The sequence below is a fragment of the Bizionia argentinensis JUB59 genome, from assembly GCF_000224335.1.
Classification (GTDB): Bacteria; Bacteroidota; Bacteroidia; order Flavobacteriales; family Flavobacteriaceae; genus Algorimicrobium; species Algorimicrobium argentinense.
The window spans coordinates 90995-106005 of the sequence record NZ_AFXZ01000036.1 but is presented as its reverse complement, the minus strand read 5'-3'; the positions used below and the strand labels follow the sequence as shown (position 1 = coordinate 106005).

At 35.5% G+C, this 15011-nt stretch carries 15 protein-coding genes; 9 read left to right on the top strand and 6 right to left on the bottom strand.

Annotated features, from left to right (window positions below; genetic code table 11):
• Positions 1 to 23: 23 nt before the first annotated feature.
• The 6 genes from BZARG_RS10395 to BZARG_RS10370 form a co-directional block, all read right to left on the bottom strand.
• On the bottom strand, positions 24 to 806 hold the full coding sequence (locus tag BZARG_RS10395; protein WP_008637954.1) for an enoyl-CoA hydratase/isomerase family protein: 783 nt from the start codon (positions 804 to 806) through the stop codon (positions 24 to 26).
• 67 nt (positions 807 to 873) lie between these two features.
• Entirely contained in the window at positions 874 to 2331 is a 1458-nt protein-coding gene (locus BZARG_RS10390; protein ID WP_123766921.1) for a sensor histidine kinase, read from the bottom strand.
• A gap of 47 nt (positions 2332 to 2378) precedes the next feature.
• The gene (locus BZARG_RS10385) at positions 2379 to 2927 is read right to left on the bottom strand and encodes a CopD family protein (protein ID WP_040288474.1); all 549 of its coding nucleotides are present in this window, start codon (positions 2925 to 2927) and stop codon (positions 2379 to 2381) included.
• A 10-nt stretch (positions 2928 to 2937) separates the two neighbouring features.
• A complete protein-coding gene (locus BZARG_RS10380; protein ID WP_008637980.1) occupies positions 2938 to 4302 on the bottom strand; it encodes an MATE family efflux transporter in 1365 nt (454 codons plus the stop codon).
• Positions 4302 to 5336 carry a ferrochelatase gene (hemH, locus tag BZARG_RS10375; protein ID WP_008637923.1) on the bottom strand — a complete coding sequence of 345 codons (1035 nt, stop codon included), beginning with the start codon at positions 5334 to 5336 and terminating at the stop codon, positions 4302 to 4304. The genes BZARG_RS10380 and hemH overlap by 1 nt, the downstream gene beginning before the upstream one ends.
• A gap of 49 nt (positions 5337 to 5385) precedes the next feature.
• Positions 5386 to 6279, bottom strand: a complete 894-nt coding sequence (locus BZARG_RS10370) for a helix-turn-helix transcriptional regulator (RefSeq protein WP_008638034.1) — start codon at positions 6277 to 6279, stop codon at positions 5386 to 5388.
• Between the two features lie 197 nt (positions 6280 to 6476).
• Between BZARG_RS10370 and hemA the strand changes: the two genes are divergently transcribed.
• The 9 genes from hemA to BZARG_RS10325 all read left to right on the top strand — a co-directional run bounded on the left by hemA (position 6477) and on the right by BZARG_RS10325 (position 14983).
• Positions 6477 to 7739, top strand: coding sequence for a glutamyl-tRNA reductase (hemA, locus tag BZARG_RS10365; protein WP_008638128.1), 1263 nt, complete (start codon positions 6477 to 6479; stop codon positions 7737 to 7739).
• Positions 7732 to 9309 (top strand): hydroxymethylbilane synthase, encoded by a 1578-nt coding sequence (hemC, locus tag BZARG_RS10360; RefSeq protein ID WP_008638043.1) that lies wholly within the window; start codon positions 7732 to 7734, stop codon positions 9307 to 9309. The genes hemA and hemC overlap by 8 nt, the downstream gene beginning before the upstream one ends.
• An 83-nt stretch (positions 9310 to 9392) precedes the next feature.
• The gene (hemE, locus tag BZARG_RS10355; protein ID WP_008637982.1) at positions 9393 to 10421 is read left to right on the top strand and encodes a uroporphyrinogen decarboxylase; all 1029 of its coding nucleotides are present in this window, start codon (positions 9393 to 9395) and stop codon (positions 10419 to 10421) included.
• A gap of 8 nt (positions 10422 to 10429) precedes the next feature.
• Positions 10430 to 10966: a GNAT family N-acetyltransferase gene (locus BZARG_RS10350; protein ID WP_008638077.1), complete on the top strand. Its 537-nt coding sequence runs from the start codon at positions 10430 to 10432 to the stop codon at positions 10964 to 10966.
• Entirely contained in the window at positions 10956 to 11858 is a 903-nt protein-coding gene (gene hemF / locus BZARG_RS10345) for an oxygen-dependent coproporphyrinogen oxidase (protein WP_008637997.1), read from the top strand. The genes BZARG_RS10350 and hemF overlap by 11 nt, the downstream gene beginning before the upstream one ends.
• 26 nt (positions 11859 to 11884) lie before the next feature.
• Entirely contained in the window at positions 11885 to 12277 is a 393-nt protein-coding gene (locus BZARG_RS10340) for a YchJ family protein (protein ID WP_008637944.1), read from the top strand.
• 3 nt (positions 12278 to 12280) lie between these two features.
• Positions 12281 to 13273 (top strand): porphobilinogen synthase, encoded by a 993-nt coding sequence (gene hemB, locus BZARG_RS10335; protein WP_008638097.1) that lies wholly within the window; start codon positions 12281 to 12283, stop codon positions 13271 to 13273.
• Between the two features lie 124 nt (positions 13274 to 13397).
• A complete protein-coding gene (locus BZARG_RS10330; protein ID WP_008638123.1) occupies positions 13398 to 14483 on the top strand; it encodes a CNNM domain-containing protein in 1086 nt (361 codons plus the stop codon).
• Positions 14483 to 14983, top strand: a complete 501-nt coding sequence (locus BZARG_RS10325) for a methylated-DNA--[protein]-cysteine S-methyltransferase (RefSeq protein WP_008637905.1) — start codon at positions 14483 to 14485, stop codon at positions 14981 to 14983. The genes BZARG_RS10330 and BZARG_RS10325 overlap by 1 nt, the downstream gene beginning before the upstream one ends.
• Positions 14984 to 15011: the final 28 nt, after the last annotated feature.

Sequence of the window (15011 nt, the reverse complement as noted above, 5' to 3'; positions counted from 1 at the left end):
TTTTTTAGAATTATTTTTTTACACTATTTCCCAGGGAAATCAGCTTTACGTTTTTCTAAAAATGCAGTTGTTCCTTCTTTAAAATCATCAGTTCCAAAGCACTTTCCAAATTCTTCTATTTCTACGTCATAACCGTGAATTCCATCTCTATAATTCGCGTTTATTGCGCGGATAGCGCCTTTGATAGCAACCGATGAATTACGCATAATTTTACCCGCTATTTTTTCAGCAAGAGGTATTAAGTCTTCTTCCGTGGTTACATGATTTACTAAACCATATTCTAAAGCTTGATTAGAATCAATCATACCAGCAGTCATGACCATTTCCATAGCGCGACCTTTTCCTACTAATTGTGGCAAACGTTGCGTACCACCATAACCGGGAATAACGCCCAAAGAAACTTCAGGCAATCCCATTTTAGCATTAATACTCGCAATTCTAAAATGACAAGCCATAGCTAATTCCAGTCCGCCGCCAAGCGCAAATCCATTTACGGCAGCAATTACGGGTGTATCTAAATTTTCAACGTAATCGAAAAGCAGTTCCTGACCTTGAGCTGCCAATTTACTACCATTATATTCATCAAAATCAGCAAATTCACTAATATCAGCACCAGCAACAAAAGCTTTTTCACCGCTTCCAGTTACAATAATAACTTTAGTATCCGAGTCGTTATCGGCTTCTTTAAAAGCCTCATGCAATTCTTGAATAGTTTCCTTGTTTAACGCATTCAGTTTTTTAGGTCTGTTAATGGTTATCGTTGTTAAACCATTTCGCGTTTCTGAAAGAATATTATTATATGACATATCTATTAATTTTTAAGAAGCTTCTGAAAAATTTTCAGAGCATTTCAAATTTATAATTTTTTATTTTTTATTTTTTAGGAATCGCCACGGTAAAGGTTGTTCCTTCATTGAGTTGTGATGTAAAGGTAATATTTCCAGTGTAGGTTTCCACAATATTCTTAACCATTCCTAATCCTAGACCCATTCCACTAGACTTGGTTGTAAATTTTGGTTCGAATATTTTAACTTTGTTTTCTTCCGAAATACCTTTACCATTATCGGTAACAATAATACTTACATAATTGTTATCATCCCGGACCTCAACAACAATTTTCGGGGTTCTTGAACCATCGTCTGGTATAGCTTGAATACCATTTTTAACTAAATTAGTAACCACTCGAATTAATTGAGTTCTATCAAATTTGGCAATCACTTCTTTCTTTTCGGCTACAAAAACAATATAATCTTCATTAAAAATATCTAGAGCTAACTTAACAATTGACACGACATTCAACATTTCATTTTGCTGCGCGGGCATTTCGGCAAAGTTTGAAAATGCCGAGGCAATAGAACTCATAGTATCAATTTGCTGGATTAAGGTTTCGCTATATTCATCCACTTTTAGAAGAATATTAGGGTCTTGCGGATCAAATTTCCGTTGAAAACTCTGTACACTTAATCGCATAGGCGTTAATGGATTTTTAATTTCATGTGCTACTTGTTTTGCCATTTCGCGCCATGCCTGCTCTCGCTCGCTGGTGGCGAGTTTAACCGCACTAGCCTCCAGTTCATCAATCATACTGTTGTAAGAGTTTACCAAAATGGCAATCTCTTCGCTGGTTGATCCAATATCAATTTTCTTATTGTGCGTTACAAAACGCGTTTCATTCATTTTATCACTAATCTTTTTAATAGATTTGGTTATATACTTCGAAAGTAAATAAGCGAGGCCTATAGCTATAATTAACATAATAAAATAAGCATAACCTAATCGTACTAAAAAGTTACGAAGCTCTATATTTAAAAAATCATCATTTTCTAAATAGTGCAAATTCAATATTGCCAAAGGCTTGAAGCGCTTATCTGTAATTATGGAGTAAGATGACAAGTAATTTTCGCCATTTTGAACTGATTTATGGACATATCTACGATCTAAAGAATGTGAAATAGTATTTAAGATAGAAGCATCTAAACATTGTGAAAGGGAATCTACCTGAAAACCTGTCTCAGAGGATCGTAGTAATCCACCCTCCAAATCATAAAGGCTAATTTCCATGTTATGAATAGCTGCTATTTCATAAATCTTCACTTTAAAAATAAGTGGAATCTTTTCTGAAGTAACGGGATAAGTAGTTTCCTTAATGGTGTAATCAATACTGGATCGAATATTTTCCTCCTTACGATCTAGACGTTCGTTGTGGTAGGCTTTTGCTTCTTCATTATATTGGAAGATAGTAACAGCTGCAATCAAGATAGACGCCAGCAATACCAATAAAATCATGGCAAAAAAGATGCGTAACCGTAAAGAAAATCTAGATAATTTCATGCATAAAGGATCGTGCTCTCAATATAGCAAGAATCAAGCCAATTAACTTAAGCATTAGGGTTTTTACTTCTAATGTTTTTATAGATTTTAAATCCTAACATTAGTAAAATGCCAAGAACAAAAATACCTATGACACCAAAAACCCAATTTATAGCACTTTTTAGAATCACTAAAAACACCACAGCAAATAAGATGAAAGTGGCGCCTTCATTCCAAAGTCGCATAAAATTAGAAGTTTTCCGAACATCATCTTTTTGAAGTTGCTTATAAAACTGATGTGTTTTTAATTGGTATATAATCAGCAATACAACAAAGAGTAACTTGACATGCATCCACGGTTGCTCCAACCATAAGGGTTGTAGAATAAGCAACCAAACAGCAAAAACGGTTGCTAAAATTGCCGATGGCCAGGTAATGATGTTCCAAAGGCGTTTGGCCATCAGTTTTAATTGTTCGCCTAAAATTTCTTTATCAGGAGACGGTTTATGAAAAGCTTCAATTTGATACACAAAGAGTCTGGGAATATAGAATAAACCCGCAAACCAAGTGATGACAAATATAAGATGAAGCGATTTTATGTAATTGTAATATTCCACGCGATTAAAATTACGAGTTATTTTCAGTTATAGGCGGCAAAAGATTCTTTTTTATTTCTCTTCTTAAAAAATACCCAGTTACAATAGTCGATAAAACATCGGCGATAGGAAATGAGACCCATACACCAATTTCACCATAAAAATGTGGTAGAATAAGTATTAGCGGAATAAAGAAAAATCCTTGTCGCGTTAAGGTTAATAATAACGCCGGCGTTGCCTTACCAACGGCTTGAAAATAGGCCGCACCAATTAATTGCAGTGCAATTATAGGCGTGGCGGCAAAAACCCAACGCATAGCACTTGGTGTTTGCTTCAGCACTTCTGGATCTGATGTAAATAGTCGCGTAATAGATTCTGGAAAAACCATCAGTAAAATAAAAACTAGAGTGGCTAAACCTGCCGCATATTTAATAGCCGTATAAATGGTTTCTTTAACGCGATCATAATTTTGAGCCCCATAATTATAACCAGCAATAGGTAAAAACCCTTGGGTAACACCAAAAACAGGAAATAAGGCAAACATTAACATTCTGCCCACAATTGCGTAAGCCGTAACCGATGTTTCGCCACCTAAATCGAATAAAATATTATTCATAAATAAGTAGGTAACACTTACAACAGCTTGCCTTGCTAATGTTACAAAACCTAATGAGCTGATTTCGGAAACAATACGTCTATTTAATCCTAAATGCGATAAATCTAATTTTAATTCGGAGTGTTTAGAAAGAAAAAACCAAATAATAAAAAGAAACAAGAAGAGATATGAGCCCGTTGTTGCCCAAGCGGCACCTGCCATACCGTAATCTAAAACAATTATAAATACATAATCCAAAATTAAATTCGCCACAGATGGTATCATCATAGCATACATGGCAAATTTCGGTTTGCCTTCAGCACGAATTACAGTATTTCCCATCATGCCTAAAGCTAAAACAGGAACGCCGTATAATACAATTTTATAGTAGGTTTTGGCAGGTTCAAAAATAGCTCCTTGACCGCCAAAAGCTGGGATAATATCGTTGGCATAAACAAGTCCGAAAATCACCATGACAACCGTTAACAATACGGTTAGCGTAATTTGATTCCCGAAAACTTTTAAAGCTTTTACCTCATTATTAGCACCTAAAGCACGAGAAATAATGGACGATCCGCCAATACCAATACTCATACCTAAAGCGGCAATAAAAAAGGAAACAGGTAATACCACATTAATAGCTGCAATGGCCGTTGAGCCAATCCAGTTTCCTACAAAAATAGTGTCGACTAATATATTTAGCGACATTACCAAAATACCTATAGATGCAGGTACAGCTTGCTTAACAAGCAATTTCCCAATGGGCTTTGTACCTAACTCTACAGACGACACTTTAGACATTATGCGCTAACGGTTTCAGAAGTTGCCCAATTATTTATCCATTTCGATAATAAATTTACCCATGGCGCATCAGTATTTAAACAGGGAATGGTAGTATAACCTTGCCCACCCATTTCCTGAAAAATCTCTTCGCCTTCCATAGCAATTTCTTCTAATGTTTCTAGACAATCGCTCACAAAAGCTGGCGTAACAATAGCCATACTTTTAACGCCTTCTTTTCCTAAACGCTCGATGGTTCTATCCGTATATGGCAATAACCATTGATCGAAACCTAAACGCGATTGGAAACTTGAAGAGTAAGTACCGTCTTCAAACCCTAATTTCTCAGCCACTAAACGCGTGACCTCCAAACATTGATGTCTGTAGCAAAATTCATGTGCTGGTGATGGTGTTGCACAACAACTTCCATCAATTGTACAATGAGATTTAGTAATATCTCTCTTTCTAATATGACGCTCTGGAACACCATGATAAGAGAATAGCAAATGCTCGTAAGTTTTACCTTCAAGATGTCTGGCAATACTATCAGAAAGCACCCCAATATATTCTGGATTATTATAAAAAGCAGGTAAACTATCTATGGTTACATTTGGGAAAAACTCTGTACGAAGCTCCTCCGCTAACACTAAAATAGTTTCGGTAGTTGCCATTGCAAATTGTGGGTAAAGCGGAACAAGAAAAATTTCATCCACTCCTTTATCCACTAATTCTTGTAGCCCTTTTTTGATACTCATAGAACCATAACGCATGGCTAAAGCAACTGGAAAATCGACGTTTTCCTGAACTTTATCCTGTAGCTGTTCCGAAAGAACTATTAATGGGGAACCCTCTTCCCACCATATTTTTTTATAAGCAGCTGCCGATGCTTTTGGACGCGTATTTAGAACAATACCTTTCACGATTAAAGTACGTGCCCAAAGTGGAACATCTATTACACGCTCATCCATTAAAAACTCCCCTAAATATTTTTTCACATCTTTAGGTTCCGGGCTTTCTGGTGAACCTAAATTAACGAGTAAAACGCCTTTTTTCATTAAAAATTTATTTGATGTTTACAGCTTTTGACTGTTATAAAATTTGAGACTACGAAGATACGGACATTATGTATTTTTTTGGTGTTATGCCATATTTCTTTTTAAACGCAGCAATAAAATGACTGGACGTACTGTAACCGACTTTCATGCCGACTTCATTTACATTATTATCCCCTTTTTCTAACAGTTTCCTGGCGACTTCCATTTTGTAATCAAACAGGAAACTAAACACGGTATCGCCATAAATTTCTTTAAAACCTTCTTTCAATTTCTTTAAACTTAATTCAATTTCATCGGCAAGCTCTTGAAGCGTTGGCGGTTCAAACATGCGGGCTATAATAATATCTTTTGCCTTCTTTATTTTAAGTACATTAGTCTCATCTGCTAAAAATGGACATTGTTCAATATTGGCGTCTTCACTTCTATTGAAATATAAACTCAACAACTCATAAGCCTTTGCTTTAAAATACAAACTTTTAACCGATGAATTTAAATTGTAATTAATAAGCTGATTTAAAACAATTGCCATAGATGGTGAAATGGCGCTATCTTTATAGTACTTTTTGTCTTTATTATCGCCACTTAAAAATGTAATATAATTGGCTTCTTGTGAAAACAATCCATGAAAATTCTGAATAGAAAAAATAATTGACACCAGCCATGATTTTGGTTGCACCTTCATGTGAATAGGTAAATCACGCTGCGGATTATATAATAACAAAGCGGTTTCCTCCTTAATATTTAAAGAATAACCACCATTATTGAACATAAAAACGCTAGATCCTTTGACGCAAAAGTGAAACTGAATAAAACTACTATCCACATCACGCTCCACCATTTCTGCTAATTTGGTTTCATTTTGATAGGTTAAAATCATAAAACCCTCATCAACGGTTGTTTCTTTAAAAGTTCTTTGAGCGACATTTTTAATAGGTTCTGCCATCTGTATATTTTGGTTTTTATTTAGATTCATTCTAAACTAATAGATTCAAAGTCGTTGGTACGCCTACAAAAGTATGACATTTATCATAAAAAAATAAAAAATAACGTTAAAAAACCCTTAACGACACTATTAGTTCTTTGAGCGTTACTTTATTCAACTTTACCCATCTACATTTGTTAGGAATTTTGAAAACGACTATGGAGAAATACCACATTTCTAAAGGGACCTACTTCTACGCTATTGGTTTAAGCTATAAAAAAGCTGATGCCGAGGTACGTGGTCACTTTAGTCTCGGTGATACTGGAAAGCAAGCGCTATTAGAGCAAGCCAAAGCAACCGGTATAGAAAGCTTGATAGTTACATCTACTTGTAACCGAACGGAAATTTACGGATTTGCTGAACATCCCTACCAATTAATTCAATTATTATGTGATAATACTCAAGGCACCGTAGAAGAATTTCAAAAAGTAGCTTATATTCATAAAAACCGCGAAGCTATTGCACATATGTTTCGTGTAGGTTCTGGATTAGATAGTCAGATTTTAGGTGACTTTGAAATTATAGGTCAATTAAAAAATGCAGCCATCGCTTCTAAAAAAGTTGGTATGGTTAACACTTTTATAGAGCGTTTAGTAAACTCCGTTATTCAAGCGAGTAAACGCATTAAAACAGAAACAAATATTTCATCTGGAGCCACTTCGGTTTCATTTGCATCTGTGCAATATATTTTAAACACAGTTCCAGATATTTCATCTAAAAACATTCTATTGTTTGGAACGGGAAAAATAGGTAGAAATACGTGTGAAAACTTGGTGAAACATTCCAAGAATTCCCATATTACGTTAATTAATAGAACGAAAGATAAAGCCGAACGTATTGCTGGAAAATTCAATTTAGTTGTAAAAGATTATGCGAACTTACAGGAAGAAATTAGTGCAACAGATGTATTAATTGTTGCAACAGGTGCTCAAATGCCTACGGTTGATAAAAACATTATTCAAAATAAAAAACCGTTATTGATTCTAGATTTATCGATTCCAAAAAACGTGAATCAAAACGTAACGGATTTAGATCAGGTATCACTTATTCACATGGATCAATTAGCCGAAATGACCGATGCAACTATTGAAAATAGACGTCTGGACATTCCACTTGCTGAAACTATTATTGAAGAAGTAAATACAGAATTCAACGTTTGGTTAGAAACACGTAAATTTGCGCCAACCATAAAAGCATTAAAACTGAAGTTACACGATTTTAAAAATGCAGAATTAGATACCCAAAGAAAAAAGATAGTCGATTTCAACGAATCGCAAGCTGAAATTATCAGCAATAATATTATTCAAAAAATAACTAATTATTTCGCTCATCACTTAAAGGATGATGCGCTTACTACCGATGAAAGTCTGGAACTTATAAAAAAGGTCTTTCAATTAGAAGAAACCATAAAACATGTCTAAAATAATACGAATTGGCACGCGCGATAGTGAATTAGCACTATGGCAAGCCAAAACCGTCCAAAGTCAATTAGAAAGTCTTGGACACAAAACTGTAATTGTGCCTGTAAAATCTACAGGCGATTTAGTTTTAAACAAACCCATTTACGAGCTTGGCATTGTTGGTGTTTTTACAAAAACACTCGATATTTCTATGTTAAATCATGATATCGATATTGCTGTACATTCTTTTAAAGATGTACCAACCATGTTACCAGCAGGAATAGTTCAAGCTGCCGTAATAAAAAGAGGGAATGTTAGAGACACTTTAGTTTTTAAAGATAACGAAGAATTTCTATCACAAAAACATGCAGTAATTGCTACAGGAAGTTTGCGACGCCGTGCACAGTGGTTAAACCGCTTCCCAACACATACTGTTGAAGATATTCGTGGTAATGTAAATTTACGTTTACAAAAACTTGAAGATAGCGAACATTGGAACGCCGCTATTTTTGCAGCTGCTGGCCTTGGTCGTATTGACAAAAGACCCGAAGAGGCTATAAACTTAAACTGGATGGTTCCGGCACCTGCTCAAGGTACCATTATGGTAACTGCTTTAGAGGAAGATGAAGAAATCCGTGCTATTTGTGCAGAAATAAATCACGAGGAAACAGAAATTTGCACAACCATAGAACGTAAGTTTTTAAACCTTTTAGAAGGTGGATGCTCCGCGCCTATTGGGGCATTAGCATTTATAAAAGATGAAGAAATAAACTTTACAGGCATTTTATTAAGTGCCGATGGAAGTAAAAAAATTGAAGTTACCAGAAACGAAAAGTTAGGGGAACATCACAATTTAGCCCAGTTTTGTGCTGATTATGTTATTGAACGTGGCGGAAAACGCCTAATGGCGGATATTAAACGTGCGGATAAAAAAATAAATATCTATTCTACTAAACGAATGACGGACGATCAGAAACAGTTATTTCATAATGAAGTGGTTTCTGATAGTAGTGATTTTGCCAAAATTAGTATAAATCGTATTCATCCTAGTATTTTAAAAAACGAGATTGAAAACGTCATCATAACGAGTAAGAATGGGGTTGAATCTTTAACCACCAATTATTCGGCTGCCGAGTTACAGTTTAAAAATATTTACTGCGTTGGTCGCCGTACCAAGCGTATGATTGAAAAACGCATTGGACCTGTAAAACACTCAACGAACTACGCCCAAGATTTAGCGGAACATTTAGTAGAATTTATGGATGGTACCGAGGTTACTTATTTCTGTAGCAGCCTCCATTTAGATACTATTCCTACCGTTTTAGGTGAAAACAATATTAAAGTTCACGAAGTGGAAGCTTACCAAACTAAATATGATGGTAAAAAAATAGATGATTCTGTTGAAGGCGTTATGTTTTACAGTCCATCCACGGTAGAAGCATACATTCAGAAAAACGAAGCTAAAGGTGTGGCATTTTGTATTGGAACCACAACTGCAGACGAAGCTAAAAAGTATTTTACAGATGTCCGCATCGCTAAAGTACCAACGGTAGAAAGTGTGGTAGAATTGGTGAATGAATTCTATCTGTAAAGGCTAAAAAACAGGCCAATCGATCATTCTAAAGAGAAGTTAAATTAAACAAATTCCTTCAATATTAGGAATACCTATACAATATGAGCATCAAGAACGATTTATTTTTAAGAGCATTAAAAGGTGAAACCGTAGACCGTCCTCCAGTTTGGATGATGCGTCAAGCTGGTCGTTATTTACCTGAATTCATGGAAATCAAAGAGAAATATGATTTCTTTACACGTTGTAGAACACCAGATTTAGCTAGTGAAATTACCGTGCAACCTATTCGTCGTTACGGAATGGATGCGGCTATTCTATTTAGCGATATTTTAGTTATTCCACAGGCCATGAATATTGAGGTTCAAATGAAACCTAATTTCGGACCGTATTTACCAAATCCTATTCGCACACAAAAAGATGTGGATAATGTAATTGTACCGGATGTTACAGTGGAATTAGATTATGTTTATCAAGCCATAAAGCAAACTAAAGAAAAACTAAATAACGAGGTACCTTTAATCGGTTTTGCTGGTTCACCATGGACTATTTTATGTTATTGTGTACAAGGTCAAGGCAGTAAAAACTTTGATAAAGCCAAGGAATTTTGTTTTACAAATCCTATTGCTGCACACCAATTACTTCAGAAAATTACGGATACAACTATTGCGTATTTAAAACAGAAAGTGAAAGCTGGCGTTAATGCCGTTCAGCTTTTCGATTCTTGGGGTGGTATGTTATCACCGGTAGATTATCAAGAATTTTCATGGCAATATATGCAACAGATAATTGATGCTTTAAAAGATGAAACACCAGTTATTGCTTTTGGAAAAGGCTGTTGGTTCGCTTTGGATGAAATGTCAAAATCTGGCGCATCTGCTTTGGGTATCGACTGGACATGTTCACCTAAAAATGCACGTTATTTAACCGGAGGAAACATTACACTACAAGGTAATTTTGATCCAACGCGTTTATTCTCGCCTCCAGCGGAAATTAAAAAAATGGTACATCAAATGATTACCGACTTCGGAAAGGATAAATATATCGTAAACCTTGGTCACGGTATTTTACCAAATATCCCTACAGATAATGCTAAAGCTTTCATTGATGCTGTAAAAGAGTATCGTGAGTAAACTATATTATGAAATTACACACTGAATCGTTTTCATTGGAAGTCCTAAAACCACGAGATGCGCAAAGCTTAAGTAGGTTAATGATTTCCAATGGAAGGCGGTTTCAGCAATATTTACCTAAAACGCTTTCAGAAAACCTTTCTGAAGCGGATTCTAAAAATTACATTCGCCGAAAAACCAAAAAGCTAAAAAATCAGGAAGAATTCACCTTTGCAATAAAGGATATTGATTCTCGTGATGTGGCTGGTTTAGTTATTCTAAAAAATATAGATCCCGTTTTAAAACAGGGTGAATTTGCCTATTGTTTAGGTCAGCGATATTCTGGAAAAGGCTGGATGACCCGAAGTATAAAAGCTGCAAAAGCGTATGCTTTCAATGAATTAAAACTAGAAACTCTACAAATAATTATCCATAAATCTAATTTACCAAGTATTCAGATTGCCTTGAGGAATGGTTTTACCTGGATAAAAACCTTGGAAAACGAGCATGCTACTGAAGATGATGTCCTAGACATGGAACTTTACGAATTACATTATGAAAGATAAATTCTATCAATACATACAAGATTTACAAGATACCATAACCTCAAAACTTGAAGAAATAGACGGCAAATCTAAATTCCAAGAAGATCTTTGGGACCGACCAGAAGGCGGTGGTGGAAGAACCCGCGTTATAGAAAATGGTAATGTTTTTGAAAAAGGTGGCGTTAATATTTCTGGCGTTCATGGAAAATTACCTGACAGTATGCAAAAATATTTTGGTGTAGAAGACGCCGATTTTTTCGCCTGCGGATTAAGCTTGGTATTGCACCCAACAAACCCAATGGTTCCAACAGTTCACGCAAACTGGCGTTATTTTGAAATGTATGATAAAGAAGGAAATATTGTAGACCAATGGTTTGGTGGCGGACAAGATTTGACGCCGTATTATTTATTTGAAGAAGATGGAAAACACTTCCATACTACTTGTAAAACAGCTTGCGATAAACACAATCCAGAATTCTATCCAAAATATAAAGCCAGATGTGATGAGTATTTCTGGAATTCACATCGTGATGAAGGTCGTGGTTTAGGCGGTTTATTTTTCGATTACTGTAAAGCAACCGAAGATATGAGTATGGAAAACTGGTATGCTTTTGTAACCGAAGTTGGCGATAGTTTTCTGGAAGCTTATGTTCCCATCGTTGAAAAAAGAAAAGAATTACCTTATACAGACGCACAACGTACTTGGCAAGAAATTCGTCGTGGCCGTTATGTAGAATTCAATTTAGTACATGATAAAGGCACCCTTTTCGGACTTAAAACAAATGGTCGAATAGAAAGTATATTAATGAGTTTGCCGCCGCATGTACAGTGGGTTTATGATCACCACCCAGAAGTAGGAAGTGACGAAGAGAAATTAATACAAGTTTTACAAAACCCTATAAACTGGGTGTAGTACAACTTTAACCATCTAGTGTCCTAATGAATTGTTATTGCGGAAATATTAAAACCTATAAAGATTGCTGTGAAGTTTTTCATTTAAACCAAGGAAAAACAGAAACAGCCGAACAACTTATGCGTTCTAGATATAGTGCGTTTGTTTTAGCTAATGGTCACTATTTAATGCAAACCCATCATAGCTCTACAAGACCTATTTCAGAGGAAAAAGCTATTGTAAAATGGGCAAAATCTGTAGTATGGATAAAACTAGAAATACTAAAAACGACTAAAGGTTTAAAGAGCGACCAGGAAGGAACCGTAACATTTAATGCTTATTTTAATGAAAACGGTAAGCCTGATATTATTTACGAAAATTCGGCTTTTATAAAAGAAAATGAAATCTGGTATTACTTAGGTTATACCAAAAATCAATAAAAAATGTATCCAATAAAAAGAAATAGAAGATTAAGAACAAACGACGCTATTCGATCATTAGTTCGTGAAAACATAATTACAACAAACGATTTTTTAGTCCCACTTTTTGTAGTTGAAGGGAAAGGTGTTAAGGAGGAAATTGCTTCTATGCCAAATTACTTCCGCTACAGTTTAGACTTACTAGAAAAGGAAGTGAAGGAACTTTGGAGCCTGGGCTTAAAATCTGTTTTACTATTTGTAAAAGTACCTGATAATTTAAAAGACAATAAAGGTAGTGAGGCTATAAATCCAAACGGCCTCATGCAACGCGCTATTAAAACCGTTAGAAATGCCTGTCCAGACATGTTGGTAATGACCGATGTGGCTATGGATCCATATTCTTCGTACGGACATGATGGTATTGTAGAAAATGGGATCATTTTAAATGATGCAAGCGTTGATGTTTTAACAGAAATGAGTCTATCTCATGCACGTGCTGGCGCTCATTTTGTAGCGCCAAGTGATATGATGGATGGCCGGATTATAAGTATTCGTGAAGCTTTTGAAGATGAAGGTTTTTACGATACTGGAATTGTAAGTTATTCAGCAAAATACGCTTCGGCATTTTACGGCCCTTTCCGTGATGCTTTAGATTCTGCTCCCGTTGATATGGTTGATGTTCCGAAAAACAAAAATAGCTATCAAATGGATCCAGCCAATCGCTTTGAAGCCATTCGTGAAACCGAAATGGATATCGATGAAGGCGCAGATATTGTCATGATCAAACCAGGTTTATGCTATTTGGATATTGTTCGAGAAATTAAAAACGCAGTCGATGTACCAGTAGCTGTTTATCAGGTGTCTGGTGAATATGCGATGCTTAAAGCAGCATCAGAAAGAGGTTGGTTAGATCACGATGCTGTTATGATGGAGCAAATTACGGCTATTAAACGTGCTGGGGCTGATATCATTGCATCTTACTTCGCTAAAGATGTAGCCATATTACTGAATAAATAAGAAATTTATCAAACCTTACAGGCTCAATCTATAAAAGTTGGGACTGTGAGGATTGAATCGAAGTTATAAAATTCTAAAAAAACCATATGATTTTGTAAATTAGCAAGAAACAAATCATACGTTAATGAGTACACTCCTTCTTTGGGCCACCGTTTCAATTTTCTTTTCTTTTCTATGCTCCATTTTGGAAGCCGTATTATTAAGCGTTACCCCAACATTTATAAATATTAAAAAACAAGAAGGAAAAGACTACGCCCTGAAATTAGAAGCCTTAAAAAATGATGTCGATCAGCCATTAATTGCCATTCTTACATTAAATACCATTGCGCACACTTTAGGCGCTATGATGGTTGGTATTGAAGCTGAAAAATTACCTTATAAATTTGAAGTTCTTGGTGTTAATACCGTAGGGATTGTATCGGCAATAATGACTTTGCTTATTCTGGTTATTTCTGAAATTATTCCTAAAACTATTGGTGCATCGTATTGGAAATCATTGGTAGGTTTTACAGCAACCACCCTAAATATATTAATCTTTCCACTAAAATATACTGGAATTTTATGGGTATTAAGATTAACCACCAAACTCATTGGCGATAGCGGTCATGGTAGTATCTTAACACGTGCAGATTTTCAAGCCATGACGGATTTAGCTGAAGAAAAAGGTGTTTTTCAGAAATCGGAAAGTAAAGTGATTAGAAACATGTTAACGTTTAAAGAAATATTGGCCAAAGACGTGATGACACCCAGATCTGTGATGTCTATTGAAAATGAAAACCAAACCATTGAAGCTTTCTTTAAAAAGAATGTCGATATAAAATATTCTAGAATTCCCGTTTTCACAACTAAAACAGACAATATAACCGGTTTAGTTCTAAAAGACGAGGTGTTTAAACAAATGGCTTTAGGAAATGGCGCTAAATTACTTTCAGATATTAAACGAGATATCATTATTATAAATAGAAGCACCCCTATTCCATTGTTGTTTGATCAACTTGTAGAAAATAAAAACCACATGGCCTTGGTAGTAGATGAATACGGATCGGTTAGTGGATTAGTTACTATGGAAGATGTTATAGAAACCCTGCTGGGAATGGAAATTATGGATGAAAGCGATGACACTCCAGATTTGCAACTTTTAGCCCGACGTAGTTGGGAAGCACGCGCTAAGCGACTTGGAATAATTGACAACCTAGATTCAACGGACTAATGGAAATAGAAATCTGCATTATTAATTCACCTTTAGGTTACATCAAAATAATAGGTGATGCAGATGGTATTTCATCTATTATTATATTAAATACTGACTTGCCTGCCGAAGCGGAAGGAGAAAAAATAACCGATGTTATTCCAGAATGTCTTCAAGACTGCGCGTATCAGCTCAATGAGTATTTTGAAGGCAGCCGGAAACAGTTCGATTTAAAACTAAATCCAGAAGGCACAGCTTTTCAAAAAAAAGTTTGGGATGCTTTAAGCACTATTCCTTATGGCAAAACAGTTTCCTATTTGGAACTTTCAAAAACTATTGGTGATGTAAAAGCCATTCGTGCCGTTGCCAATGCCAATGGTAAAAACCCACTTTGGATTGTAATTCCATGCCATCGGGTTATTGGATCAGATGGCAGTTTAACAGGCTATGCTGGCGGTTTGCATCGTAAAAAATGGTTGCTGGATCATGAGAACCCTTATAAACAACAATTGTTGTTTTAGTCGAATTCCTACCATATTTTATTGATAG

Coding starts and splice junctions, on each gene's coding strand:
- BZARG_RS10395 (WP_008637954.1), bottom strand. CDS start 806: ATGTCATATAATAATATTCTTTCAGAAACGCGAAATGGTTTAACAACG.
- BZARG_RS10390 (WP_123766921.1), bottom strand. CDS start 2,331: ATGAAATTATCTAGATTTTCTTTACGGTTACGCATCTTTTTTGCCATG.
- BZARG_RS10380 (WP_008637980.1), bottom strand. CDS start 4,302: ATGTCTAAAGTGTCGTCTGTAGAGTTAGGTACAAAGCCCATTGGGAAA.
- hemH (WP_008637923.1), bottom strand. CDS start 5,336: ATGAAAAAAGGCGTTTTACTCGTTAATTTAGGTTCACCAGAAAGCCCG.
- BZARG_RS10370 (WP_008638034.1), bottom strand. CDS start 6,279: ATGGCAGAACCTATTAAAAATGTCGCTCAAAGAACTTTTAAAGAAACA.
- hemA (WP_008638128.1), top strand. CDS start 6,477: ATGGAGAAATACCACATTTCTAAAGGGACCTACTTCTACGCTATTGGT.
- hemC (WP_008638043.1), top strand. CDS start 7,732: ATGTCTAAAATAATACGAATTGGCACGCGCGATAGTGAATTAGCACTA.
- hemE (WP_008637982.1), top strand. CDS start 9,393: ATGAGCATCAAGAACGATTTATTTTTAAGAGCATTAAAAGGTGAAACC.
- BZARG_RS10350 (WP_008638077.1), top strand. CDS start 10,430: ATGAAATTACACACTGAATCGTTTTCATTGGAAGTCCTAAAACCACGA.
- hemF (WP_008637997.1), top strand. CDS start 10,956: ATGAAAGATAAATTCTATCAATACATACAAGATTTACAAGATACCATA.
- BZARG_RS10340 (WP_008637944.1), top strand. CDS start 11,885: ATGAATTGTTATTGCGGAAATATTAAAACCTATAAAGATTGCTGTGAA.
- hemB (WP_008638097.1), top strand. CDS start 12,281: ATGTATCCAATAAAAAGAAATAGAAGATTAAGAACAAACGACGCTATT.
- BZARG_RS10330 (WP_008638123.1), top strand. CDS start 13,398: ATGAGTACACTCCTTCTTTGGGCCACCGTTTCAATTTTCTTTTCTTTT.
- BZARG_RS10325 (WP_008637905.1), top strand. CDS start 14,483: ATGGAAATAGAAATCTGCATTATTAATTCACCTTTAGGTTACATCAAA.